The sequence below is a fragment of the Segatella bryantii genome (assembly GCF_022024215.1).
GTDB classification, from domain to species: domain Bacteria; phylum Bacteroidota; class Bacteroidia; order Bacteroidales; family Bacteroidaceae; genus Prevotella; species Prevotella bryantii.
This window is the reverse complement of record NZ_CP091798.1, coordinates 2,122,117-2,145,000: the sequence shown is the minus strand read 5'-3', so window position 1 is coordinate 2,145,000 and position 22,884 is coordinate 2,122,117. Positions and strand designations below refer to the sequence as shown.

Genomic DNA, 22,884 nt, shown 5'->3' with positions numbered 1-22,884 from the left:
CTGCAGATATGCCTCTTTATTTTATGAAGAATTTTCATGGGGTTGGTATACAGTTAATCAATGACCAGTTGGGTTTAATGAAGCATCAGATGATTAGTGTGCAATATGCTTATAAGCATCGGCTTTTAGGGGGACAAATAAGCATCGGCTTACAAGCAGGTATGGCCAGTGAGTCTTTTAAGGGAAGCGAACTGGATTTGGATGATACCGAATCGGGAACTGATAATGCACTTCCTACCTCTGATGTAACTGGTAATGGTATGGATTTGTCAGCTGGTGTGTATTATTCCAAGGGTAATTGGTATGCAGGTTTGTCAATTACGCATATTACAGCTCCTACAATAACTTATTCTTCGTCAGATAATAATATCAATGAACTCAAGATTGACCCAACTTATTATTTGACAGGAGGATACAATATTAAACTAAGAAACCCGTTTTTAACAATAAAACCTTCTGTCTTGGTTCGTACGGATGGTGTAAGTTATCGTGCAGATATAACAGGACGTTTAGTTTATAATCATGATAAGAAATTATTATACGGTGGTTTAGCTTATAGTCCGACTAATTCTGTTACGGTTTTGGTAGGTGGCAATTTTCATGGTGTTATTATAGGGTATAGCTATGAAGTCTATACTTCAGCTATTAGCATTGGTAACGGAAGTCATGAATTATGTATTGGATACCAAACGGATATTAACTTAATGAAGAAAGGTAAAAACCTTCATAAAAGCGTAAGAATACTATAGAAATTAGAATATAATAGAAAGCGAATTATGAAAAAAATATTACTAGCCCTTTGCTCTTCCATTGCTCTGATAACTTTATCAGGGTGTTTGGGTGCTCGCTCTGCGTCTGTATCAGGAAGAGGAGGTGAAGTAGTTGGCGTAGGTGGAAGGAATTTCGTAGAACCTACTCCTTATGGCATGGTTAAAGTTAATCGTGGTCATCTTAGGATGGGCCTAGAGAACAATGATTCTTTGTGGGGAAAGAATACTCCTGTAAAGGATATTTCTGTTGATGGTTTTTGGATGGATGAAACAGAGGTCACAAATTCAGAATATAAACAATTTATTAATTATGTCAAGGATTCTTTGTTAAGAACACGTCTTGCAGATCCTTCATATGGTGGTGATGAAAGTTATATGATTACAGAAGATAAGAATGGTGATCCTATAACTCCTCATTTGAACTGGAAAAAGCCGTTGCCTCGTAAGCCAAATGAAGATGAAAAGCGGGCTTATGAGAGTTTGTATACGGTTAACCCAGTGACAGGTGAAAAATTGTTAGACTGGCGACAGATGAATTATAAGTATGAAATCTATGACTATACAAAAGCGGCTCTTCGTAAAAATCGAATCCGTCCACAGGAACGTAATCTGAATACAGATATTGCGGTGGATGAAAGCGAAGTGGTTATGATTTCTAAAGATACTGCTTATATTGATGATGAGGGTAGAATCGTAAGTGAAACGATTAATAGACCTCTTTCTGGTCCTTGGGATTTCTTGAATACGTATATCGTGAATATCTACCCTGATACAACAGTGTGGGTTAATGATTTTAAAAACTCTGATAATGAAGTATATTTAAGAAGTTATTTCAGTAATCCTGCTTATAATGATTATCCTGTAGTGGGTGTGACATGGGAACAAGCTAATGCTTTTTGTGCATGGAGAACTGATTATTTATTAAAAGGACTGGGTAACGAAGCCCGTTTTGTACAGCGTTATCGCCTTCCAACAGAAGCAGAATGGGAATATGCTGCGAGAGGCAAGAATGGAAGTGAGTTTCCATGGGAAAAGCAAGACGTAAAAAATGGTAGTGGATGTTTCTATGCTAATTTTAAACCTGATCGTGGTAATTATACTCAAGATGGTAACTTGATAACAAGTAAGGTTGGAATTTTTTCTCCTAATTCTAATGGGCTTTATGACATGGCAGGTAATGTGGCTGAGTGGACTAATACTGTGTATACAGAGTCTGGTGTCGATGCTATGAATGACTTGAACCCAGAGCTAGAGTATAAGGCTGCAAAAGAAGATCCATATCGTCTCAAGAAAAAAAGTGTTAGAGGTGGTTCATGGAAAGATCCAGAATCGTTTATCAGATCAGCATGGAGAAGTTGGGAATACCAAAATCAGCCACGTTCATATATTGGCTTCCGTTGTGTGAGAAGTCTGGCTACAACATCTAGTACAAAACAAAAATCTAATAAGAGAAAATAATGACAGAGTATAGTAAGTTTAATATTGTCTATCGTCTGCAAAAGTGGATGGATAGTGTACCTGGACAGACATTCTTAAACTATGCCTACAGTTGGGGTGCTTCTATTGTAATTCTTGGTACCCTCTTTAAACTGACTCACCTTCCTGGAGCTAATGTCATGTTATTCTTGGGTATGGGAACCGAAGTCCTCGTGTTCTTTATTTCAGCTTTTGATCGTCCTTTTGATAAAACTCAAGAGGGTATGGATCTTGCTATTCATGCTTTTAAGGCAACAACGGATGATGATGATAAAGCAAGTGTAAATAATAATGATATTGTTGCTACTCCAAGAAGTAATGGAGCATCTCGTGTAGCTGGTAACCAAACGGTGGTTGTTCCTGTTTCATTGAATGATGCTTCTAAGGCTGCAAACGTAACAGCGGTAGAGATAGAAAACGGTTCTCATAATTTAGGTTCTGTTCCTCCAATAAATACGGAGGTAGTAGATGCTCAGAATAATTATATAGAAGAACTCAAGAAACTTGTAGATACTTTAAGTAAAGTTAATGAGCAGAGTACTCGTCTTACACGTGATAGTGAGGAAATGGAAAATCTTAACCGTACACTTACAGGCATAAGTAAGGTTTATGAAATGCAACTTAAAAGTGCAAGTCAGCAGATTGGTACTATTGACCAAATCAATGAACAGAGCCGTAAGATGGCAGAGCAGATAGAGCAACTGAATAAGATCTATGCTCGAATGATTGAGGCGATGACTGTAAATATGCAGGTAGCTCGTCCGGCAGGCGCTTCTCGTATCAAAGATGAAGACTGATCTTATCCTTTTTAAGTTTTAAAACACTATGGCTATAAAGAAAAAAAGAGTTACACCTCGCCAAAAGATGATAAACTTGTTGTATGTCGTCTTGATGGCCATGTTGGCTCTAAATATATCAACAGAAGTCCTAAATGGATTTTCTATTGTCGAAGAAAGCCTGAATAGAACAACAGCTAACTCTTCCTCAGAGAATCTATCGCTATATAAAGATTTTGAAGATCAAATGCAGAAAAATCCGGCGAAGGTGCGGGAGTGGTTTGAAAAAGCTACAACTGTAAAGAATATGAGTGATTCTCTCTATAATTTTGCTCAATCATTGAAGGTTGCAATAGTAAGAGAGGCTGATGGTGAGTCGGGTGATGTTTATCATATTGAAAATAAAGATAATTTGGAGGCCGCCGGTATTATTATGTTGGCACCTGGCTCAGGAAAAGGAAAAAAACTCTATGAAGCGGTAAATCGTTATAGAGAGCAAATTTTAAAGATGATAGCCGATCCTGAACAAAAAAAGATCATTGCCAGTAATTTGTCTACCGCTTTACCAAAGAAAGCAAATACGTTAGGTAAAAACTGGCAAGAATATATGTTTGAGAATATGCCAGTGGCTGCTGCTGTTACGTTGCTATCGAAATTACAAAGTGATGTGAGATATGCAGAGGGTGAGGTGCTTCATACGTTAGTTGCTAATATTGGATTGAAAGATATCCGTGTTAATAAACTTGATGCGTTTGTAATACCAGAGAAAACAACTCTTTATCCAGGGGAGCGTTTTAATGCTAATATCGTAATGGCAGCTATAGACACAACACAGATACCTGAAATCTATGTGAATGGTTCTCGAGTACGTTCTGCTAAGGGTGATTACTCTTTTACGGCAGGTGGAGTAGGCGAACATCAGTTTAGTGGTTATATTTTGATGCATAATGCTAATGGTGAGACGCTTCGACGGAATTTTTTGCAGAAGTATAGTGTTATACCAGCGCCAAATACAGCAACTGTTGCTGCCGATTTGATGAATGTGCTCTATGCTGGTTTCCAAAATCCAGTAAGTGTTAGTATGCCTGGTATTCCGCAAAATGCGGTTTCACTTACAGCTTCTGGGGCTTCAGTATCATCTCGAGGTAATGGACATTTTATAGTAAAACCAACTGCTGTTGGTAAAGATGTTACATTACATATTTCTGGTCGTGATGGTAAAAATATGCGTAATGCAGGCTCTTTTATTTTTCATGTAAGGAAATTACCTGATCCTACAGCGTATATCAGTTTGGGTACAGATCGCTTTAAAGGTGGTGGCATGGGAAAAGCTGCTTTGATGGGGGCTAGTGGTATCCATGCAGCTATAGATGACGGCTTGCTGGATATCCCGTTCCGTGTGGTTAGTTTTGAAACTGTATTTTTTGATAATATGGGAAATGCTATACCAATGGCATCAGCAGGTGCTAGTTTTACTGATCGGCAGAGAGATACATTTAGAAAATTATCTCGTAACAAGCGTTTCTATATTTCTCATATCACGGCGATTGGTCCAGATGGAATTACTCGTAAATTGCCTACAGCAATGGAAATTATTGTAAAATAATGAATAGATTTAAAATGAAAATGAAGAAACTCTTATTCATATTTCTGATGGGATGTACATCGATGACTGTCTGGGCACAGCCTACAGCTCGTCGTCAAGCTCAGCAGAAAACTCAGACGAATGCAAACAATATTACGACTCGTGCTCGTTTGGATTTCCCAACAGCTGCTCCAATGGAAGAAAATGTGGTTTGGCGTAGAGATATCTATCGTGAAGTCGACTTGATGCTCGATCCTAATGCTGGTCTTTACTATCCAACAGAGTCAATAGGTAATCAGATGAATCTGTTTACTTATATCTTTAAGTTATTTATGACGGGTAATATTAATGTTTATGAGTATCGTTTGGATGGTAATGAGTCTTTTATTGATGCAGCAAAGGTGAATCCGAAAGCTTTTCTAGATAATTATCATATTTATTATGAGCGAACGGATAGAGGTATTCATATCGATGATAGTGATATTCCATCTAAGGAGGTTAAGGGATATTATGTGAAGGAAAGTGCTTATTTTGATCAGGTATCTGCTACTTTTCATACTAAGGTGTTAGCTTTGTGTCCTATTATGCAGCGTGAGGATGATTTTGGAGATGGCTCTCAGAAGTATCCTTTGTTTTGGGTGAGATATGATGATCTAGCTCCTTTTCTCGCTAAGCAGCAGATTATGACAAGTAATCTGAATAATGCTGCCACAATGAGCATTGATGATTTTTTTACAAGGAATCAGTATCGGGGTAAGATTTATAAGACCACTAATATGTTGGGCAAGACTCTGGCTCAGTATTGCAATACAGATTCTGCTTTGACAAAAGAGCAAAAGCGTATCGAAGCAGAGCTTGTGGCTTTTGAAAAGAATATTTGGGGAGATCAAGCTAAGAAAGATTCTCTAGATAGCATTGCTAAGTCACGTGTAGATGTGAAAAAGAATAAGGTGGCCAAGTCTAAAAATAGAAGAGATAAAGTTAATTCTTCATCAAAGCGTTCTCGCGGAGAATCTTCTACTGGAAGTAGTGCTCGTGTAACTGTCCGTAGACAGCGTCATTAGTGTAAGTTTTTATTTAAAGATAAGGTATAATGAAAAAATTATTTTCTGCATTGTTGGTTGTCATGTGTTTGATGGCAACTTCAGTAAATGCTCAGACTAAGTTTGGTATAAAGGCTGGTATCGATGCTACGAGTATGAGCTTGAATAGTGAAGAAGTTTTTAAAGCTTCTAATAGAGCAGGCTTCTTTGTAGGTCCAATGGTTAAGTTCACGCTTCCTATTATAGGTTTAGGTGTTGATGCTGCAGCTTTGTATGATAACCGAACTTCAAAAGTAGCGAACGAATCAGCGGCATCTTCTGAGTCTATCAAGCAACAGTCTATATTGATTCCTGTAAATGTGCGTTATGGTGTAGGCCTAGGTGATGCAGCTAATATATTCCTCTTTGCTGGTCCTCAGTGGGCTATTAATGTCGGCGATTCTGAATTTAAATGGAATAGCACAGATAGCTATTCTTTGAAGAAGTCAACATTTAGTATTAATGTTGGTATTGGAGCAACTGTGTTGAGTCATATTCAATTGACAGCTAACTATAATATTGCTTGTGGCAAATCTGCTAATTTGGATGTGTGGGATGCTGTATCTAATGCAACCAAGAGTTATAATAGTCGTAATAATACTTGGCAGATTGGTGCTGCTTATTTATTCTAGGAATTATAAGCATCCTCATATAAAATGCAGACAACCTCTTCGTTGTCTGCATTTTTTTGTTTACCTTTGTTCATTATGAAGTATGTTGATGTTATTTTACCACTTCCTCTAGAGGGGCTTTTTACCTATGGTATTCCAGAAGAAATGATGGATAGGATAGCCGTAGGTCAGCGTGTTTTGGTGCCATTGGGGAAAAGTAAAAAGTATATTGCTATAGCTTCTCGTTTGCATCATGATGATCCATCATTTAAGGTACGTCCAATACTTGATATTTTAGATGATCAGCCAATATTGTATCCAGAACAGTTAGATCTTTGGCAATGGATATCTTCATATTATATGTCACCGATAGGCGATGTTTATACCGCAGCGATTCCTGGTGGCTTGAAAAGCCTGGATAAGTATAAACCTAAAATGGAAACTTATGTGGGACTGGCCGAAAACTATCAACATGAAGAAACGCTACATATAGCTTTGCATACATTATCTCGTGCTTTTAAGCAACAAAAAGCCTTTATCGAATTTTTAGCCTTGAGTCATTGGGATTCTTTAGAAGGTGATCAGCCGCGTGAACCGATTAAAGAGATTACGCGTGAAGAATTGATGAATGCTTGTCCTTGTACTTCTGCTGTTGTTAAAGCTTTATGTGATAGAGGAATTCTGTGTATTTATGAAAAGGAAGTTGGTCGACTAAATACTTCTTATTCATCTGCTTTATTACCATTAAAGCAATTGAGCGATGCTCAGCAAACAGCCTATCATCAAGTACTTCAGCAATTTGAACAGAAGGATGTCGTACTTTTACATGGCGTAACGTCAAGTGGTAAGACGGAATTGTATATTCATCTCATCCAAAAAGCTATTAATGAACACAAACAAGTGTTATATCTTCTTCCAGAAATCGCATTAACTGTGCAGATTATGGAACGTTTGAAAAAGATTTTTGGCAATAAATTGGGTATTTATCATTCTAAATACAGTGATGATGAGCGAGTGGAAATATGGAAAAAGCAACTGTCTGAACATCCATATGACGTTATATTGGGTGCACGAAGTGCAGTCTTTCTGCCATTTCAGCGTCTAGGTTTGATTATTGTTGACGAGGAGCATGAAAGTTCTTTTAAGCAACAAGACCCTGCTCCTCGCTACCATGCTCGCAGTGTGGCAGTAGTGCTGGCAAAGCGGTGTGGAGCTAAAACTTTATTGGGAACAGCTACTCCTTCCATGGAAAGTTACTATAATGCTGTTCATGGTAAATATGGTTTTGTGGAGCTTAAAACACGTTTTCAAGGTATACAATTGCCAAAAATACAGGTAGTAGATATTAAAGATTTGCGTCACCGTAAGATGATGAATGGTCCTTTTTCTCCTCAACTGTTAGCGGCTGTAAGAGCCGCATTGCAGTCAGGACAGCAGGCTATTCTCTTTCAAAATCGAAGAGGATTTGCTCCGATGATAGAATGTAAGGTATGTGGATGGGTTCCTAAATGCTTGAACTGTGATGTGTCTTTAACATTGCACAAGAATCTGAATTTGTTGACATGTCATTACTGTGGTTCTACTTATCCTGTACCATCTGAATGTCCAAACTGTGGAAGTACAGAGATAAAAGGTAGAGGATATGGTACAGAGAAAATAGAAGACTATATCCGTGAAATATTTCCGGAAGCTAAGGTTGCCCGTATGGATCTTGATACTACGCGTACTCGAAATGCATATGAACGCTTAATAGGTGATTTTTCTGCTGGAAGAACCAATCTGCTTATAGGTACCCAAATGATTAGTAAAGGACTGGACTTTGACCGGGTCAGTGTGGTCGGTATATTAGATGCAGATAGTATGCTTAATTATCCTGATTTTCGTGCTTATGAACATGCTTTTATGATGATGTCTCAAGTTAGTGGTAGAGCAGGAAGAAAAGGAAAACAAGGATTGGTGATTTTACAAACCAGAAATACAGATCTGCCGATTATACAGCAAGTTGTGCATCATGACTATACTTCCTTTTTTAAAGGTCTTTTATCTGAGCGACAAATGTTTCATTATCCACCATTTTATCATTTAATTTATGTGTATATGAAACATAAGAAAGATAATGTTGTAGAAATGGCTGGACAGGAGATGGGATATACGCTCAAACAGTGGTTTGGTGAGCGTGTGTTAGGTCCAGATAAACCTTCTATATCTAGAATTAAGGATATGAATATCCGTAAAATCGTATTAAAACTCGAGAATGGTATTCATCTTAATAAAGTACGCGAGTACCTTCGGTTTGCTCAAGAGCACATGTTGAAGGACTCGCGTTACGGAGCTTTGCAGATCTTTTATGATGTAGATCCGCTATAAAAATCTTATCGTTGCAGTTTCGGGTATGGATTAGAATTTGAAGTCGACACCAACACCGAATACATGGTTGGTACGGGTGTAATCAGAATTATATGATAATTTAGTTGTACCCAAAGTCGATTCTTCACTAGTCTTCTCATGACCATAGAGTGTTGTGAAGTAAGCCAGATTCAAATCTAATTTATTTGTAAGATGAAGGCAAACACCTGCACCAATGGAATTAGAACTGGTAACAAACGATTTGTCTTCCATATATTCTTGTGTGAGGCCGTAGTTTGTATTTTGCCAACCTGCACTTACTGTAACAAGTTTACTAGCATCATATTCGACACCTGCATTTAACTCAATTGTTCCACGAGAAAGTTTCTCGTTTTTATTGTTATATGCAGTAGCTTGCTTATCCCAAAAATAATGGTAACCAATATTGATGCGCAATGGATCTATAGGGCTGTAGCCTACACCCAGGGTTAATAATGCCGGAATATCGCATGCTATGCTCTTGCCATCTGCATATTCACCGATGGCTTCATCCAGCTTTTGGTCAAACTGAGTCTTTAAACTTACCATGGCATCTGTTACGTTCTTACTATTTAATATTGCTGCACTTGTATTTTCATCGAAACCATTTGCAGAGAACGCTGAGGCTAGGTTTGCCGGTAAATTACCAATACTTGGAGTTCTGTTAACCGACTCATTTTTAAGTCGCATGCGAGTTTTAAACTCATATTTAGCACTAAAATTCCAATGACGGAGTTTGTAGTCAATAGCAATAATTGGTGTAAATCCCCAACCATTTTGATCACAATTCAATTCAATATCTGCTGAATTTGATTTGGTCGGATCTAATACTTGATATAGTGGCATATTACCAACTTTTATATCTTTTACGTATCCATAGTAGTTGCAGGATGCATAAACAGTGCGAAGACCTCCGTATACACTCCAATTAGAATTCAGCTTATAAGCTGCACCAACAGAAAGTCCAAAATAATATTGGCGACCACGCATATAACTGTTGAAACTGTATGTGCCTTTTGTGCCAAACATTGCATCGTTCGTAAAAATTTGCATTCCTGTTGTTTGCAGTGCTTGATTAATAGTGCCGTCAATAGCATTAGCTAGTCCAACTGCCCCCATGGCAGTTTCAGAAACGATCTTTTCAAAACTTCCTAAGCCATCATCGAATTTACATTTACCACCACCACCGGCTACTGCAAAGTTAGCTTGTAATGAAAGATTGTTTTTGTTATATGCAAACTGGAATGAAGGGAGTACAGGAGCAAATGCTTTTCCCTTAAATTGACGTTGTGCCGTAGGGTTATTGGTATTATTATTAAATAATGCGTACTCATTCTCTATGGTTCTGGTCTGTGCTACGGTCTGCCAGTTGATAGAAAAATATGTACCATCATCCATAAATGCTACACCGGCTGGATTATAATATACACCATCAATGCCTATAGAAGCCTCACGGCTCATCATACGATTAAATGCTATATGCTGGTTGGTGTTAGTAAGTAATCCACCAGCAAAAGCAGGAGAACATGCTGCTATACTGATAGCAGTAAATGCCAATTTCATTTTATTCATCTTAAAATATCTATAACAAATTGGTCGCAAAGTTACTTATGTTGTTCGATTTTACCTAATTTGCCAATCCTATTTAAAGTATGTTAACAATATACGAAAAGAATCTTGCACAAACTATAACAATTGTGCAAGATTCTTTTGTGAATTTATGTGATAATCTTATGCTCTTGTATTCTGAGCTTTTTTGAGTTCTGGATATTGGATTCTTGTGTGATAAATGGCCTTGAGACGGTCTATCAGTACGTTTTTGGCAAGATAAATATCGCGGAAAGTAATCGGACATTCTTTAAAGAAACCATCTGCTAATTGACCATCAATTAATTTATTTACAAGATTGCTAATGCTTTCTTCTGTGTATTCTGATAAAGAGCGTGAAGCAGCTTCTACAGTATCTGCAATCATTAATATAGCCTGTTCTCGAGTGAAAGGATTAGGACCTGGGTATTGGAATATAGTTTGGTCTATTTCTTCATCAGGATGCTCGTTTTTATATTTGATATAGAAATATTTGGTAAGTCCTGTTCCATGATGCGTAGTGATAAAACTCTTAATAATACTTGGTAAACCGTATTTCTCTGCAAGTTTTAAGCCATCTGTTACATGGCTGATGATGATACGTGCACTTTCTTGATAAGGAATGTTGTCATGTGGATTTACACCAGCTTGGTTTTCTGTGAAGAAAACAGGATTATTCATTTTACCGATATCATGATATAATGCTCCTGTTCTGACGAGCAAGCTGTTGGCTCCGATACGGTTTGCAATCTCTGCAGCTAAGTTACCCACGGTAATGCTATGCTGGAATGTTCCAGGTGCAATCTCACTCAAATCGCGAAGAACCCCTTTATTGGTATTTGATAATTCAAACAAGGTGACATTTGAGATAAATCCGAATGTCTTTTCTATTAAGAACATAAGCGGATATGCAAGTAGCAGGAATATACCATTTATGGCAAAATACTTATACATATTTCTATCAAGTTCGCTCAAACTATTGGTTTGTATAAGTTGTAAGGCCAAGTAAATAGCTGAACTAGCCAGTGTTACATATATCGCAGTCTTAAATACTTGTGCTCTTCTGGAAAGATCCCGAAGTGAATAGATAGCAATAAGGCCAGATACTAATTGAACAGCAACAAATTCATACTGATATTTTACTGCTACTGCACTTATGAGAATCATAATGGCATGAGCTACAAATGCTGTTCTTGAGTCCATAAAGACACGTATAAAGATGGCACCCATAGCGAAAGGAATGATATATACGTTAAAGATGCTATGCTTCATAATGAGAGATACGAATATAGGGAAGATTGTTATCATCGCATAGATCATGGCTATGTTTCTGTTTTTTTCAAAGTAATCCTTCCTGAACAAAACCATGTAGATAGAGAATAATAAAACAAGTATGAAGACATACAGTGTTTGCCCCATGTATGTTGTGGTAATCTCTATTTGTGTTGACTCTCTTCGCTTCATCTCCTTCTCGAAAGAATTGAGGACGCGGTAAGTATATTCGTCGATAATTTCTCCTTGGTCTATAATCTTTTGGCCACTTAATACCATTCCGCTTGCTAGTGGTATACTACTTAACATATCGTTTCTTTCCGATTCTGTCCTGTTCTTTTCATAGATTAAGTTTGGCTCAATGTAGTCATTCAAATTACATCTCTGCAAAATCAGCTTCTGTTTCCCAAGAATAGAGTCTTTGAATAGTTTTTCATATGCACCCATAGTAGAGTAGAAGCAGTTCAGTTGTACACTTTGTGCTTTTTTCCCATAGACCACTCGTATCATGCTTGTGGTATCCTTATAAATAGTATTATATTCCGGTGTATACATGATACCCGCCGCATACAATTGATGTAAGCGATTGATAATCGTAGCTTTGTATTCTGGAGATAGGCCCGGGATTCCTTCCTTGAAATCTGAATTAAATTTTTCTATTTCTTTTTTTTCTACTGAAACGTCATATCTATAATATGGCTGAAATAGTTTGAGCATAGAATCACGTTCCTGACGAATGGTCTCATCGGTCTTATAAATAGGAAAGTCAAATTTGGCTATGAATGAGCCATACATCCATGGTTTATTGATATCGTAGTGAAAACGTTGTCCTTCTTCACGTGGCAAAAACCACACGATAATAAAAACCGTACCAAAGACAAGACCGATACGTGTGAAAAAATTACGCCAATAGTGTTCTTCTTTTCTTTTGAATGCGCTCATTTGCAGTGTTTTTATTTTTTGATATTGCGAAAATACGAAAAAATTGGGCTATAATGCAAAAAAATATGTAAATTTGCACAAAAATTATATCTTAAGCTATATTTTTTAGGATGGCAGAAAGAAAAGTTAGAGTGCGTTTCGCACCTAGCCCTACAGGGGCTTTGCATATTGGTGGTGTTCGTACCGCCTTGTATAATTATCTCTTTGCGCGCCAGCATGGTGGTGAACTGGTATTCAGAATTGAGGATACTGATTCGCATCGTTTTGTACCGGGTGCAGAGGAGTATATCATTGAATCTTTTAAATGGCTCGGCATAAAGTTTGACGAAGGTGTTAGTTTCGGAGGAAACTATGGTCCTTATCGCCAAAGTGAGCGTCGTGATATTTATAAAAAGTATGTAAAGCAATTATTGGATAATGGTAAGGCATACTATGCGTTTGATACTCCAGAAGAACTTAATGCTAAGCGTGAAGCAGTAAGCAATTTCCAATATGATGCACATACTCGTATGGAAATGCGTAACTCTCTTGCTTTGCCAAAGGAGGAAGTAGAGAAACTCTTGGCCGATGGTGCACAATACACAGTTCGCTTTAAAATTGAACCAGGAGAAGAGGTTCATGTTAACGATATGATTCGTGGTGATGTGTGTATCAAGAGTGATATCTTGGATGATAAAGTGCTTTATAAGAGTGCAGATGAACTTCCAACTTATCATCTAGCTAATATTGTTGATGACCATTTGATGGAAATCACTCATGTGATACGTGGTGAAGAATGGCTGCCTAGTGCACCTCTTCATGTCTTGCTATATAAGGCTTTTGGTTGGGAAGACACTATGCCTCGTTTTGCTCACCTTCCACTGTTGTTAAAACCTGAGGGTAAGGGAAAATTGAGTAAGAGAGATGGTGATCGTCTTGGTTTCCCTGTGTTCCCGTTGGAGTGGCATGATCCAAAGACAGAGGAAGTATCTTCTGGTTATCGTGAAAGTGGATATTTCCCAGAGGCTGTTGTTAATTTCTTAGCTCTGTTGGGCTGGAACCCTGGTACAGAGCAGGAATTATTCTCTCTTGACGAGCTTGTTCAAGCATTCGATATATCAAAATGCTCAAAGAGTGGTGCTAAATATGACTACAAAAAGGGCATTTGGTTTAATCATGAATATATTCTTCGTAAGAGTGATGAGGAAATTGCACAGTTATTTGCTCCTATCGTAGCTAATAATGGTGTTGATGCTTCTATGGAACAGGTTACAGCTGTTGTTCACATGATGAAAGATCGAGTTGATTTTGTTAAGGAACTTTGGCCATTGTGTTCTTTCTTCTTTATTGCTCCAACTGAGTATGACGAGAAGACTGTGAAGAAACGTTGGAAGGAATACTCTGCACAGCAGATGACCGAACTTGCTGAAGTTATCGAAGGAATCGATGATTTCTCTGTTGAAGGTCAGGAAGCTGTTGTCATGAAGTGGGTTGAAGAAAAAGGATATAAGCTAGGTGATGTTATGAATGCTTTCCGTTTAACTTTGGTAGGTATTGGTAAAGGACCTGGTATGTTCGATATTACAGCCTTCCTTGGAAAAGAAGAAACACTTAAGCGTCTTCGTAGAGCAATAGAAGTGTTGCACTAATTGAATATTCATTGAAAAATAGAAAGTCGTGTATATTCTTTTTACCTATTTGTTAGAGCTGGGCGTTGCAATAGCAAGTCTGTTCAGTAAAAAAGTAAGAAAGATGTGGCGTGGTGAGCGTCACTCTTTTGAGATTCTACGGGAGAAGGTAGATCCCAATGCACGATACATTTGGTTTCATGCTGCATCTTTGGGCGAATTTGAACAAGGTCGTCCTTTGATGGAGCGTGTACGCCAAAATTATCCTGAGTATAAGATATTACTTACTTTCTATTCGCCTTCAGGATATGAGGTGAGAAAAGATTATAAAGGGGCGGATATCATTTGCTATATGCCTATAGATACACCGACCAATGCAATTCGTTTTTTGCGTCTGGTTCGTCCTGTTATGGCTTTTTTCATCAAGTATGAGTTTTGGTATAATTTCTTGCATATACTTCATCATCGAAATATTCCTACTTACAGTATATGTAGCATTTTTCGTCCTGATCAGATTTTCTTTAAGTGGTATGGGCGTCAATATGGAAGAGTCTTGAAGTGTTTTACACATTTCTTTGTGCAAAATGAAGAAAGCAAGCGGTTGTTGGCTGGTATAGGACTGAATAATGTCGATATTGTAGGTGATACAAGATTTGATCGTGTCTTACAGATAAAAGAAGCTGCAAAGCAATTGCCTATTGTTGAGGCTTTTGTTCATTCCGGTGATCCGATGCGGTCTAAGGTCTTTATAGCTGGTTCTTCTTGGCAACCTGATGAGGATATTTTTATTCCTTTCTTTAATAACCATAAGGATTGGAAAATGATTATTGCTCCTCATGTGATTAGTGAGAATCATTTGGCGCAGATTGAAAGTAAATTGCAGGGAAAATCTGTACGATATACTCAAACTTCTAAAGAACAGGCTGCAGAGGCTGATTGTCTAATCATCGACTGTTTTGGTCTTTTGAGCAGTATTTATAGATATGGAGATGTTTCATATGTAGGAGGTGGCTTTGGTGTTGGTATCCATAATACATTAGAGGCAGGTGTATGGGATATTCCGGTTATATTTGGTCCTAATAATAAAAAGTTCCAAGAGGCTCAGGGACTATTAAGGGACAAGGGGGGATTTGAAATTACTAATGCTAGTGATTTTAATCAAATTATGACTGGATTTATTCAAGATCAGAAGGCTATTTTACGTGCAGGTAGCCAAGCTGGTAATTATGTAAAGAAGTTGACAGGTGCAACGGATATTATTATGAATAGTATTCAGTTGTAGTGTACAGCGTTGATATAAAAAACACCGAATTTCATTTAGAAATTCGGTGTTTTTTATTTGATAATTCGGTAATAATTTTCTTTTCTTGGTTTTACTGTATTTGGATGGCTGGAAGCATAGCCTAAAGCTAAGGCTCCGATGCCAACAAGTCCGTCGGGAAGGTTCCATGTCTTCATAAGTTCTTTGCCTTCATCTGTAGCAAACATACTATCTTCTCGATTTATCCAGCAAGATGCTAACCCTATAGAATGAGCAGCCAACATCATATTGCCAAGAACTAAACTTCCATCACGGAAATTGTTAACATTATCTAGAGGTGCGAAAACAAGAACAATGGTAGGAGCATCGTAATATGGGTTTGAAGTTACTCCCATAACGGTGGCATTCATTCTGATGAGTTGCTCCTTTTGTTGTTCATTCTGAACAGCCACGATCCATGGTGCTTGTGTTCCATGTCCTGTTGCAGCCCATGTTCCGGCTTCTAAAACAGTTTGAAGTTCTTCGTCTGTTACTTGTTCTGGTTTAAACCTACGAATACTTCTTCTCTCTTTAATAGCTTTTAATACTTCGTTGTTCATATTTTCGTGTTTAGTATATTTCTGATTGCAAATATAGTAAAATAAAAGAAAAAATACTATTTTAATGCTGATACAATTCTTTCTAATCCTTCTTTTAATGTTTGTCTAGGGCAGGCCAAATTCAATCTTAAATATCCTTCACCAGAAGTTTCTCCATAAAGAGTACCGTTGTTAAGCATTACTTTACCTTGTAATAGTTTGTTGTAGGCTTCTTCAGAAGAAAGGTTGGTAGCTGTAATATCTATCCAAGCTAAATATGTGCCTTCTAACTTTAGTACTTCAATATTTGGAAGTTTTTGCTTAAAGAAGTCAACCAAATATTTATAGTTGTCTGCAATATACAAAATTAGTTGGTCAAGCCAGTCTGCACTGTTATCGTAAGCAGCCTCTAGCGCTAGAACACCAAACGGGTTGACATCACAGACTTCGTAAATATTGATATATCTATCAATTTTTCTTCTTCGCTCAGAATCTTTACATATGATATTGGCGATTTGTAGTCCTGCTATGTTGAAAGCCTTGGTAGGTGAGTTTAATATGATACTGTTTTCTGCACATGCTTCGGATACAGAAGCAAAAGGGATAAAGGTATATCCTGGCATAATGAGTTCACCATGAATTTCATCGCTGATAACTTTAACACCATGGCGTAAACAGATTGTATTTAATTTTTCTAATTCATCTTTACTCCATACTCTTCCTGCAGGGTTGTGAGGATTGCATAGTAGAAATACGGTTGTTTTCTCGTCAGAACATTTTTTTTCAAAGTCGTCAAAATCAATAATATATGTATTTCCTTCACGTATGAGTTTGTTCTCAAGTACTTCACAGCCTTGGTTTTTAATGCTTGAATAAAAGCAGTTATAGACAGGGGTCTGTACTAGTACTTTCTCTCCAGGTGTCGTCAGGGCTTTTATACTACAGCTAATGGCAGGTATAACCCCTGATGTATAAATAATCCAATCTTTTTGTATATTCCAATTGTGTCGTGTTCTGAACCAATTGGTGATAGATTGATAGTACGAATCTGGTACTAGTGTATATCCAAAGATGCCATGGCTTACACGTTTTTGCAGTGCTTCAATGATGGCTGGTGCAGTTGCAAAATCCATATCAGCAACCCACATAGGGATAACATTATCCTCAGATATGATATCCCATTTATATGAGTTGGTTCCTCTTCTATTAATAATTTTATCAAAGTTGTATTTCATGAACTTTATCTTTCAGTGATTTCACAGTTGTTAGGAGCCTTAACATATTCATTAATTGTTACAGAGCCGATTTCGTCTGCGACAATTTTTCCAGAAATAGGATTTTTGATATTTGTAATTCTTCCTTTTATTGATGCGTTGATATTACTACATTCTTCGAAAGCTCGGTCACACTCCTGATCAAAGGTGCAGTCTTCAAGTATCACATTGTCCATATAACAGAGTGGCTGTTCGCCTGAGATATGGCAACGTACCAGTTTTACGTTAGTAGAATGCCATGCAAGGTATTCTCCGTTCAGTTCAGAATCGTAAATGGTAACATTGTTGCATTCCCAAAAACTATCTTTCGTAGTTATCTTAGCATGGCGTATTTCTACATTTTCGCAATATTGAAATACATATTTTGCATCACTGATTAAACCATCTACAAAAATATTCTTTGAGAACATAAATGGATATGTGCCCTCATGAAGTTCTACATCTTTAATTTTCAGGCCATCAATTTTCCAAAATGTTTCATCAGCATCATTGATTTTGACATTTTCCAGGGTCAGATTATTCATTTCTCTGAAAAATTTTGGACCATCTATGATACAATCTTTCATGGTCATATCATTGCTGTACCAAATAGCAGAGCGTGAGCCTGGTGCAAAATAACAATTGGTGATAAGACTTTTATTAACATGCCACCATGGATATTTTCCATAGAATTTAGAATTGTTGCATTCTAGGTTTTGACAGCATTTTATGCCAGATTCTCCATCAGTGATAGTTATATTTTCAAGTCTCAAATTTTGTGATCTAAATAGAGGTCTTTCACCTCCAAAGCTTTTATTCTTTATAATTTCCATCTTTTTTTTATACCTATTGTTTCTTATTTTTATTTATGTTGCAAATATACATACTGTATCGCAAACGTTAGGTATATTAATTACGGAAATGATAACCATTTTTGCAGTTTTATTTTTAGACTTTACAAAAAAAGCCTGAAAACAGAGTTTCAGGCTTTTTAAAATTATGTATAACAAATTTCAAGAATTAGAGATTTGCATTGTCATTTTTCCATGCTTCGATACTTGGAACGATATCTAGGTCAATAATCTCTTGACGCATCTTGCAAAGGTGCTCGTAAGATTTCTGAAGTTCTGCAAGTTCTTCAGGTGTACCCGTTGGCTCTGAATAGTGGACACCAGTCTTATCGATAGTAGTAGGCATTGCCATCATAACATTCTTGAAACCAAGTTTGTCATCGTTAACATAGCAACCTGCAGGAAGAGTGAATGGTTCGCCACCCATAGCAGCTTCAATCATCTTAACTGCATTGTAAGCTGGGCTCTGGAAAGAACTGCGACCACGAAGTTTGATGATGTTTGAACCACCTTGTACAGTCTTATGTTTGATTTCTTCCCAACGCTCTGCAGAAAGGCCCATTTCAGACAATGGCTTGCCGTCAATCTTAACCTGAGAAGCAAATACTGCCATCTGCTCACCATGGCCACCATAAGTATGTGCGCCTGTAACCTTATCCTGCTGTACACCAAATTCGTGAGCAAGAGCTTGCTGCAAACGAGTAGAATCAAGAGCTGCAAGTGAAGTCAACTGATTTGGTTTCAAACCTGAGTGGATAAGAGCTGTAAGAGCTGTAACATCGGCAGGGTTGAAAATTACAACAACGTGATTTACGTCAGGGCAATACTTCTTGATGTTCTCACCGAATTCAGCAGCAATCTTACAGTTACCTTTTAACAAGTCTTCACGAGTCATGCCCTCTTTACGTGGTGCACCACCAGATGAAATGATGAATTTAGCATTTGTGAATGCCTCTTCTGGATCTACTGTGTAAGTGATATTTGCACCAGGGAAAGCGCACTGCTGCATCTCGTCGTATACACCATGTACTCCTGGCTCATAGATGTCGTACAAGCAGATGTTTGGAGTAAGGCCGAGCATCAGAGCACTCTGAACCATGTTTGAACCAATCATACCACCGGCTCCGACAATTAAAAGTTTGTCATTAGTTAAAAATTCCATAACTGCGTATTTATATAAGATTTTTAATTTGTCTATCTTTATTTTCTAAACGATTTGTTTTCTCAAACAAATTATCTCTTAGAAGCACCGCAAAGTTACTAAATTAAAGTGTAATTTCTGCATTTACTTGTTATTTAATTTGTGATAATTTCTTAAAATTGCTATCTTTGTAAGGTCTAAATAGCAAAATAGATATGAAACAGAAAGTATATGAACGCTTGGAGGCTCTTCGTGAGTTGATGAGACGTGAACGAGTTGCGGCTTTTATTTTTTCTAGTTCAGATCCGCACAATAGTGAATATGTTCCTGATCGTTGGAAAGGTAGAGAATGGATATCTGGTTTTGATGGTTCTGCTGGTACTGTGGTTGTTACATTGAAGCATGCTGCCTTATGGACAGATTCTCGTTATTTTCTTGCAGCTGAAGTGCAGTTAAAAGATACGGGTATTGAATTGATGAAACTTAAAATGCCAGGCACGCCTTCTGTTTCTCAATGGATTGCCCAGGAAATTTACGATGAAAATGACGGTGGAATAACTGAAATAGGAGTGGATGGACGGGTAAACTCTCATAGTTTTGTAGAACAACTAAAATATGATTTGCAGCAATCTGGCATAACCGTACGTACGAATTGGGATCCTTTGGAAGAATTATGGTTGGATAGGCCTGATATTCCTAATGCTATTATACATATTCATCCTTTGAAATATGCAGGGGAAAATGCTATAAGTAAAATTAAACGTATTCGGCATGAGGTAAGTTTACTGCATGGAGATGGAATTTTGATATCTTCTTTGGATGATATCGCTTGGACTTTGAATCTTCGAGGAACAGACGTTCACTGTAATCCTGTTTTTGTGTCTTATCTACTTATCGAACCAGATAAAGTTGTTCTTTTTGTTGATGCTAACAAATTAACATTAGAAGTCAAGCAATATTTATGCAAAATAGGTGTTAGTGTACTTCCGTATAATTCAATATCTTCCTATTTACATAAGGATTATTTAGCCTATAATATATTGCTTGATCCTGATGTAACGAACAGTTATTTGGTAAACTGTGTTGATCGTAAACGTGTAAAAATAGTATTTGGGCATTCACCTGTTCCTGCCATGAAAGCGGTTAAGAATTCTGTTGAAATAGAAGGATTTCATCAGGCAATGTTACGAGATGGTGTCGCAATGGTAAAGTTTTTGAAATGGCTTCAGCCTGCTATAGAGGCAGGTGGACAGACGGAAATTTCGTTAGATCGAAAGCTAACATCTCTTCGTGCTCAACAGGCTTTATTTAAAGATATATCTTTTGATACTATTGTAGGTTATGAGGCACATGGTGCTATCGTGCATTATGAAGCAACTCCGGAAACGGATGCTACTGTCGATGCAAAGGGGCTTGTCCTGATAGATAGTGGTGCTCAGTATGAGGATGGTACAACAGATATTACACGTACGATTGCCTTGGGACCTGTAACGGAAGAGCAGCGTCATATTTACACCTTAGTTTTAAAAGGACATATTCAGTTGGAATTGGCGAAGTTCCCAGTAGGAGTCAGTGGAACACAAATAGACGCTCTTAGCAGAGAGGCTATGTGGCGAGAAGGATTCAACTTCTTACATGGAACTGGGCATGGAGTAGGTTCTTATTTAAATGTTCATGAAGGTCCTCATCAGATAAGAATGGAGTTTATGCCAGCCCCACTACATGCAGGAATGATCGTAACAGATGAGCCTGGATTGTATCTTTCTAATAAATTCGGTGTGAGAATAGAAAATACTCTTCTTATCAAAAAATATATGAAGACCGAATTTGGGGAATTTTTACAGATGGAACCATTAACACTTTGTCCTATAGATTTGACCCCAGTGGATATAACAATGTTGTTACCGGAAGAAGTCATGTGGTTGAATAATTATCATCAATTAGTTTATGCAAAATTATCTCCGTATCTGTCTGTAGATGAGAGAGAATGGCTGAAAAATGCGACAAAAGCAGTAGAATTATAAATAAAATGCAAAAAAAAGGCTGAAAAGTTGTTTTTTTAATAAATAAGATGTAATTTTGCACCCGCAAATAGTGGCACTAGGTCACAAACGCTAAGTTTAACAAATTTAAAATTAAAAACAAAAAGTATGATTATTGTACCAGTAAAAGATGGTGAGAACATCGAAAGAGCTTTGAAAAAGTTCAAGAGAAAATTCGAAAAGACAGGTGTTGTTAAGGAGCTTCGTGCTCGTCAGCAGTATGACAAGCCATCTGTTTTGAAAAGACTCAAGATGGAACACGCTGTCTACGTACAAAAATTACGTGACGCTGAGGAATAAAAATTTTCCTCTTAAAATTTGGTAGTTTGAATTTTATTCCGTATATTCGTTGCTGAAAACGTAATATCAGTGCGATGATAATAGAAGATTTTTTGGACTACTTGCAATTTGAGCTTAATCGCTCAGAGCGCACGGTGCAAAGTTACGGTGATGACCTTCGGGCATTTCAATCGTACTTTGAAGGTTTAGATGATCATCTCTCGTGGGAATCTGTAGATTCTGACGTAGTACGTGGCTGGATAGAGCTGATGATGGATAAAGGAAATAGTGCAACTTCTATAAATAGAAGGTTAAGTGCACTTCGTACTTTTTATCGATTCGCCCTTTCTCGCAAAAGAGTTGAGTCAGACCCTGTTCATATGATAAAGGGTCCCAAAAGGGGAAAGCCTCTTCCTCAATTCTTGAAGGAGAATGAAATGAATGCTCTGCTGGATACGGCTATGCATGGAGAAAGTTTTTATGATGTTCGTGATCGTACGATTATAATGACTTTCTACGAAACGGGAATTCGCCTTTCAGAACTGATTGGATTAGACGATAATGATGTCGATTTTCAAAAAGGTGAACTGAAAGTTACTGGTAAGAGAAATAAACAGCGTATTATTCCGTTCGGAAACGAATTGGCAAGTGCGCTAACAATATATATGAAACTCAGAGATGAGTTTATTGGTAATACATCTCTTGCTCTGTTCGTGTCGAATAAGGGTTGCCGTTTGAATGGTAATCAGGTGAGGTATCTAGTTCAAAAAAATCTATCTAGGGTTAGCACGTTGAAAAAACGTTCGCCCCATGTGTTGAGGCATACATTTGCTACAGCTATGCTAAATCATGAGGCTGGATTAGAAAGTTTGAAAAAATTGTTGGGTCATGCTAGTCTGTCTACGACAGAGATTTATACGCATACAACCTTTGAACAATTAAAACGTATATATTCTAATGCCCACCCTAGGGCTTAACCTTTTAAAATTGGAGGTCACTATGGAAGTAAAAATTCAGTCGATCCATTTCGATGCTACCGAGAAGTTATTGGCATTCGTTGATAAGAAAGTTGCCAAGTTAGAAAAAACTTATGAAGATATTCAGAAAGTAGAGGTGCAATTAAAAGTCGTAAAACCTGCTACTGTCCTAAATAAAGAAGCTGGAATAACCGTAACGGTGCCAGGTAATACATTGTTCGTAGAGAAAGTGTGTGATTCTTTTGAGGAAAGTGTGGATCAAGCAGTAGATGCTTTGAAGGTTCAATTGACTAAATTTAAAGAAAAACAAAGAAAACACTAAAATTTTTTAGGAAAAAATTTGGTGATTCAAAATAAATTCGTAACTTTGCAGCCGTTTCACAACAACATGAAATCAGAAGCCGTGTAC

The 22,884-nt window shown here is 37.4% G+C and carries 19 protein-coding genes (1 of these 19 only partly in view); 13 read left to right on the top strand and 6 right to left on the bottom strand.

All coding sequences use genetic code 11. The features are described from left to right. From L6471_RS13180 to priA, 7 genes are all read left to right on the top strand, one after another. Nucleotides 1-749, top strand: partial view of a PorP/SprF family type IX secretion system membrane protein gene (locus L6471_RS13180; protein WP_036858058.1) — the 3' portion only. Its footprint begins 217 nt before the window's first position; only the last 749 of its 966 coding nucleotides appear in the window; the start codon falls outside the window, past its left edge; its stop codon occupies nucleotides 747-749. A 27-nt stretch (nucleotides 750-776) separates the two neighbouring features. Then, nucleotides 777-2,228, top strand: coding sequence for a T9SS ring complex lipoprotein PorK/GldK (gene porK, locus L6471_RS13175; RefSeq protein ID WP_237797438.1), 1,452 nt, complete (start codon nucleotides 777-779; stop codon nucleotides 2,226-2,228). Continuing rightward, the gene (gene porL / locus L6471_RS13170) at nucleotides 2,228-3,043 is read left to right on the top strand and encodes a type IX secretion system motor protein PorL/GldL (protein WP_237797437.1); all 816 of its coding nucleotides are present in this window, start codon (nucleotides 2,228-2,230) and stop codon (nucleotides 3,041-3,043) included. The genes porK and porL overlap by 1 nt, the downstream gene beginning before the upstream one ends. Before the next feature lie 28 nt (nucleotides 3,044-3,071). Continuing rightward, entirely contained in the window at nucleotides 3,072-4,628 is a 1,557-nt protein-coding gene (gene porM / locus L6471_RS13165; RefSeq protein WP_006281541.1) for a type IX secretion system motor protein PorM/GldM, read from the top strand. A gap of 20 nt (nucleotides 4,629-4,648) precedes the next feature. After that, on the top strand, nucleotides 4,649-5,671 hold the full coding sequence (gene porN / locus L6471_RS13160; protein WP_237797740.1) for a type IX secretion system ring subunit PorN/GldN: 1,023 nt from the start codon (nucleotides 4,649-4,651) through the stop codon (nucleotides 5,669-5,671). Between the two features lie 29 nt (nucleotides 5,672-5,700). Beyond that, a complete protein-coding gene (locus L6471_RS13155) occupies nucleotides 5,701-6,321 on the top strand; it encodes a porin family protein (RefSeq protein ID WP_027453370.1) in 621 nt (206 codons plus the stop codon). 75 nt (nucleotides 6,322-6,396) lie between these two features. Continuing rightward, the gene (gene priA, locus L6471_RS13150; protein ID WP_237797436.1) at nucleotides 6,397-8,667 is read left to right on the top strand and encodes a replication restart helicase PriA; all 2,271 of its coding nucleotides are present in this window, start codon (nucleotides 6,397-6,399) and stop codon (nucleotides 8,665-8,667) included. A 30-nt stretch (nucleotides 8,668-8,697) separates the two neighbouring features. Here priA and L6471_RS13145 read toward each other — a convergent pair whose 3' ends face one another. Both L6471_RS13145 and L6471_RS13140 read right to left on the bottom strand, forming a co-directional pair. Beyond that, nucleotides 8,698-10,257 carry an OmpP1/FadL family transporter gene (locus L6471_RS13145; RefSeq protein ID WP_237797435.1) on the bottom strand — a complete coding sequence of 520 codons (1,560 nt, stop codon included), beginning with the start codon at nucleotides 10,255-10,257 and terminating at the stop codon, nucleotides 8,698-8,700. A gap of 159 nt (nucleotides 10,258-10,416) precedes the next feature. Continuing rightward, a complete protein-coding gene (locus tag L6471_RS13140) occupies nucleotides 10,417-12,486 on the bottom strand; it encodes an HD family phosphohydrolase (protein ID WP_237797434.1) in 2,070 nt (689 codons plus the stop codon). 110 nt (nucleotides 12,487-12,596) lie between these two features. On the opposite strand from L6471_RS13140, the gene gltX reads away from it, so the two are divergent. Both gltX and L6471_RS13130 read left to right on the top strand, forming a co-directional pair. Further along, nucleotides 12,597-14,114 (top strand): glutamate--tRNA ligase, encoded by a 1,518-nt coding sequence (gltX, locus tag L6471_RS13135; RefSeq protein ID WP_237797433.1) that lies wholly within the window; start codon nucleotides 12,597-12,599, stop codon nucleotides 14,112-14,114. Nucleotides 14,115-14,142: 28 nt separating this feature from the next. Beyond that, nucleotides 14,143-15,375 (top strand): 3-deoxy-D-manno-octulosonic acid transferase, encoded by a 1,233-nt coding sequence (locus L6471_RS13130; RefSeq protein WP_006281534.1) that lies wholly within the window; start codon nucleotides 14,143-14,145, stop codon nucleotides 15,373-15,375. A 53-nt stretch (nucleotides 15,376-15,428) separates the two neighbouring features. On the opposite strand, the gene L6471_RS13125 is transcribed toward L6471_RS13130, so the two are convergent. From L6471_RS13125 to L6471_RS13110, 4 genes are all read right to left on the bottom strand, one after another. Beyond that, the gene (locus L6471_RS13125; protein ID WP_006281533.1) at nucleotides 15,429-15,953 is read right to left on the bottom strand and encodes a nitroreductase family protein; all 525 of its coding nucleotides are present in this window, start codon (nucleotides 15,951-15,953) and stop codon (nucleotides 15,429-15,431) included. Between the two features lie 56 nt (nucleotides 15,954-16,009). Beyond that, a complete protein-coding gene (locus tag L6471_RS13120; protein ID WP_237797432.1) occupies nucleotides 16,010-17,167 on the bottom strand; it encodes a MalY/PatB family protein in 1,158 nt (385 codons plus the stop codon). A gap of 5 nt (nucleotides 17,168-17,172) precedes the next feature. Further along, the gene (locus L6471_RS13115; protein ID WP_237797431.1) at nucleotides 17,173-18,018 is read right to left on the bottom strand and encodes a DUF3737 family protein; all 846 of its coding nucleotides are present in this window, start codon (nucleotides 18,016-18,018) and stop codon (nucleotides 17,173-17,175) included. 187 nt (nucleotides 18,019-18,205) lie between these two features. Next, nucleotides 18,206-19,198 carry a malate dehydrogenase gene (locus tag L6471_RS13110; protein WP_006281530.1) on the bottom strand — a complete coding sequence of 331 codons (993 nt, stop codon included), beginning with the start codon at nucleotides 19,196-19,198 and terminating at the stop codon, nucleotides 18,206-18,208. 194 nt (nucleotides 19,199-19,392) lie between these two features. Here L6471_RS13110 and L6471_RS13105 point away from each other — a divergent pair, with 194 nt between their 5' ends. The 4 genes from L6471_RS13105 to hpf all read left to right on the top strand — a co-directional run bounded on the left by L6471_RS13105 (nucleotide 19,393) and on the right by hpf (nucleotide 22,797). Continuing rightward, nucleotides 19,393-21,201, top strand: coding sequence for an aminopeptidase P family protein (locus tag L6471_RS13105; RefSeq protein ID WP_094448078.1), 1,809 nt, complete (start codon nucleotides 19,393-19,395; stop codon nucleotides 21,199-21,201). Nucleotides 21,202-21,327: 126 nt separating this feature from the next. Further along, nucleotides 21,328-21,519, top strand: a complete 192-nt coding sequence (gene rpsU, locus L6471_RS13100; RefSeq protein ID WP_006281528.1) for a 30S ribosomal protein S21 — start codon at nucleotides 21,328-21,330, stop codon at nucleotides 21,517-21,519. A 74-nt stretch (nucleotides 21,520-21,593) separates the two neighbouring features. Continuing rightward, nucleotides 21,594-22,475 (top strand): tyrosine recombinase XerC, encoded by an 882-nt coding sequence (locus L6471_RS13095; protein WP_006281527.1) that lies wholly within the window; start codon nucleotides 21,594-21,596, stop codon nucleotides 22,473-22,475. Nucleotides 22,476-22,497: 22 nt separating this feature from the next. After that, nucleotides 22,498-22,797 (top strand): ribosome hibernation-promoting factor, HPF/YfiA family, encoded by a 300-nt coding sequence (hpf, locus tag L6471_RS13090; protein ID WP_006281526.1) that lies wholly within the window; start codon nucleotides 22,498-22,500, stop codon nucleotides 22,795-22,797. The last annotated feature ends 87 nt before the right edge of the window (nucleotides 22,798-22,884 follow it).

Bases quoted from the DNA above. Each gene is read 5' to 3' on its own strand.
- L6471_RS13145 (WP_237797435.1), bottom strand. From the start codon at position 10,257: ATGAATAAAATGAAATTGGCATTTACTGCTATCAGTATAGCAGCATGT.
- porM (WP_006281541.1), top strand. From the start codon at position 3,072: ATGGCTATAAAGAAAAAAAGAGTTACACCTCGCCAAAAGATGATAAAC.
- porK (WP_237797438.1), top strand. From the start codon at position 777: ATGAAAAAAATATTACTAGCCCTTTGCTCTTCCATTGCTCTGATAACT.
- L6471_RS13115 (WP_237797431.1), bottom strand. From the start codon at position 18,018: ATGGAAATTATAAAGAATAAAAGCTTTGGAGGTGAAAGACCTCTATTT.
- gltX (WP_237797433.1), top strand. From the start codon at position 12,597: ATGGCAGAAAGAAAAGTTAGAGTGCGTTTCGCACCTAGCCCTACAGGG.
- L6471_RS13125 (WP_006281533.1), bottom strand. From the start codon at position 15,953: ATGAACAACGAAGTATTAAAAGCTATTAAAGAGAGAAGAAGTATTCGT.
- L6471_RS13120 (WP_237797432.1), bottom strand. From the start codon at position 17,167: ATGAAATACAACTTTGATAAAATTATTAATAGAAGAGGAACCAACTCA.
- L6471_RS13140 (WP_237797434.1), bottom strand. From the start codon at position 12,486: ATGAGCGCATTCAAAAGAAAAGAAGAACACTATTGGCGTAATTTTTTC.
- priA (WP_237797436.1), top strand. From the start codon at position 6,397: ATGAAGTATGTTGATGTTATTTTACCACTTCCTCTAGAGGGGCTTTTT.
- L6471_RS13095 (WP_006281527.1), top strand. From the start codon at position 21,594: ATGATAATAGAAGATTTTTTGGACTACTTGCAATTTGAGCTTAATCGC.
- L6471_RS13155 (WP_027453370.1), top strand. From the start codon at position 5,701: ATGAAAAAATTATTTTCTGCATTGTTGGTTGTCATGTGTTTGATGGCA.
- hpf (WP_006281526.1), top strand. From the start codon at position 22,498: ATGGAAGTAAAAATTCAGTCGATCCATTTCGATGCTACCGAGAAGTTA.
- rpsU (WP_006281528.1), top strand. From the start codon at position 21,328: ATGATTATTGTACCAGTAAAAGATGGTGAGAACATCGAAAGAGCTTTG.
- L6471_RS13110 (WP_006281530.1), bottom strand. From the start codon at position 19,198: ATGGAATTTTTAACTAATGACAAACTTTTAATTGTCGGAGCCGGTGGT.
- porN (WP_237797740.1), top strand. From the start codon at position 4,649: ATGAAGAAACTCTTATTCATATTTCTGATGGGATGTACATCGATGACT.
- porL (WP_237797437.1), top strand. From the start codon at position 2,228: ATGACAGAGTATAGTAAGTTTAATATTGTCTATCGTCTGCAAAAGTGG.
- L6471_RS13105 (WP_094448078.1), top strand. From the start codon at position 19,393: ATGAAACAGAAAGTATATGAACGCTTGGAGGCTCTTCGTGAGTTGATG.